General features: G+C 63.0%; 3 protein-coding genes. 2 read left to right on the forward strand and 1 reads right to left on the reverse strand.

The annotated features are described in order from the left end of the window. Positions 1-142 precede the first annotated feature (142 nt). Entirely contained in the window at positions 143-610 is a 468-nt protein-coding gene (locus ACE3S9_RS19035; protein WP_374548048.1) for a hypothetical protein, read from the reverse strand. Between the two features lie 262 nt (positions 611-872). Here ACE3S9_RS19035 and ACE3S9_RS19040 point away from each other — a divergent pair, with 262 nt between their 5' ends. Continuing rightward, entirely contained in the window at positions 873-1,187 is a 315-nt protein-coding gene (locus tag ACE3S9_RS19040; RefSeq protein ID WP_374548049.1) for a hypothetical protein, read from the forward strand. Positions 1,188-1,333: 146 nt separating this feature from the next. After that, on the forward strand, positions 1,334-1,753 hold the full coding sequence (gene dksA, locus ACE3S9_RS19045; RefSeq protein ID WP_374548050.1) for an RNA polymerase-binding protein DksA: 420 nt from the start codon (positions 1,334-1,336) through the stop codon (positions 1,751-1,753). Positions 1,754-1,974: the final 221 nt, after the last annotated feature.

Here is a 1,974-nt window from a genome sequence, read left to right on the forward strand (position 1 = left end):
CAGGCCCGGTCCGCGCGTCGCGACATAGCGGCCAAACCGCAGCACGACGCCGCGCTCATATTGCCGCGCGATGCGCAGGCCGGCGGACAGCAGCGCCAAACCGCAAAGGAGAATGAAAAACCACGGGACGTCCATCGCCGCCTCAACCCGCCTGACGGCGCGCGCGCTCCATGGTCGAGAGCGCGTAATAGCCGCGCGCCGTCGAGACCAGCCGCCCCGCCTTGAGCATACGGTGTAATTTTACAGATAGATTGCCTTTTGTAATTTCGAAGCCCATTTCGGTGAGCAATTCGAAAACGGCGTCGACATGCATGCCGCCGGCCTCGCTTTCGAGGATCTCGATCATGGTCGGCTCGATTTCCCCGGATTTTTCGCCCCCGCCCCGGCCGACGACCGACAGAAAAGCGTCCGGACGCCGCGCCTGGCCGTCGCCCGCCGCCGCCAGAAATTCGACCGCGGAGCGACGCAGATCGAGCCCGGCGGCCGGGTCCTTGGCGGAGACGCCGGCGATGACGATCTCAAGGCGGGCGAGCAATCGCCGCGCCTCCTCGCGCGCCTCGCGCGCGGCCAGAGCGAGAAAATCCGCATTCTGCTCGAAACTCGCGCTCATCCCGCCTGTCCTTCGCCAGTCATTCCGCCCCACTGTTTCCACGCATTCGGCGCCTCTGGCCACCCCGCTGGACAGCCAATGGTTTCAAGCCTGGAACATACAGTAAACATCCACAGCGGCGATAAAATCTTAGCGAAAAGCGCAGGGATTGACGATTGAAAACTTTACATTTCATTGCACATGATTAACACTTATAACCGTAAATTAACCATACATACTGAAAAATTTACACAAACCGCCGCACGTCGAACTGGAGGGGAAGATGAAGAAATCAGGATGGTTCGGCGCCAGGGGATTGATCGGATCGGGCGATCCGTTTCTCGCGTCGCTTTTTCGCCTCCTGGCGCGCGAGTCGTCGGAAAAATCCGCCCTGCCCTCCGTCCATGCGGCGCGCGCGAAGGATCTGGCTCTGCCCGATCCTGGCGCCGACGCCAGTTGGACCGCCAGCCTATGCCGCGGCGACGACCTGCCGCCGTGCCGCCTCTCCATCGCGATCGCTGCCGGCGCCTGCTCGGCCATGCGGCTGGAATCGTTCGGCCGCGACGCGACCTCCGCGCCGCGCGTCCTCGATCTCTGACTCGACTCGATCCGGACCCGATAAAGGCCGCCGCCGCGCCCCGACGCCCCGGACCACCTTATTTTTCGGGAATTTCACGCCGCCATTGTGGAGTTGCGCAACGCGATATATATAGGCCGCGAATTTCGTTCGGGAGACTTGGACTAATGGCCCCGGCCAATGAAACGGACACTTACCGCCCGTCCGAAGACGAACCCTTCATGAACGAGCGGCAAAGGGAATATTTCCGGCGCAAGTTATTGAACTGGAAAGATGAAATCCTGCAGGAAGCGCGCGAGACCCTCGCCGCGCTCCAGGCCGAAAGCGAAAATCACGCTGATATCGCCGACCGCGCCTCGTCGGAAACCGACCGCGCGATCGAGCTGCGCGCCCGCGACCGCCAGCGCAAGCTGATCTCCAAGATCGACTCCGCCATCGGCCGCCTTGACGACGGCACTTACGGCTATTGCGAGGAAACCGGTGATCAGATCTCGCTGAAGCGGCTCGACGCCCGGCCGATCGCAACGCTGTCGATCGAAGCCCAGGAACGCCACGAGCGGCGCGAGCGCGTCTATCGCGACGACTGAAGACCGCCGCTTTCGTTCACGCCAAAAAGCCGCGCCTGTTTCCGGGCGCGGCTTTTTTCTTGGGCTAGGCCTATCTCGGGCGCGGCGCGCCGCTCACTTGTTCAACGGGCGGCCGAGCAGTTTCGCCATTTCTTCCTCAAGCGATTCCAGCGGCTCGAAATCCGGATCGCGCTTCGGCTCAACGCGCGGGGCCGGCGCCGGGGGCTCCGGCTCCGGGGCGA

The sequence above is a fragment of the Rhodoblastus sp. genome (assembly GCF_041915505.1).
GTDB lineage: Bacteria > Pseudomonadota > Alphaproteobacteria > Rhizobiales > Beijerinckiaceae > Rhodoblastus.

What these genes read in the sequence shown, in the direction of transcription:
- ACE3S9_RS19035 (WP_374548048.1), bottom strand. Translation starts at nt 610, where the DNA reads ATGAGCGCGAGTTTCGAGCAGAATGCGGATTTTCTCGCTCTGGCCGCG.
- ACE3S9_RS19040 (WP_374548049.1), top strand. Translation starts at nt 873, where the DNA reads ATGAAGAAATCAGGATGGTTCGGCGCCAGGGGATTGATCGGATCGGGC.
- dksA (WP_374548050.1), top strand. Translation starts at nt 1,334, where the DNA reads ATGGCCCCGGCCAATGAAACGGACACTTACCGCCCGTCCGAAGACGAA.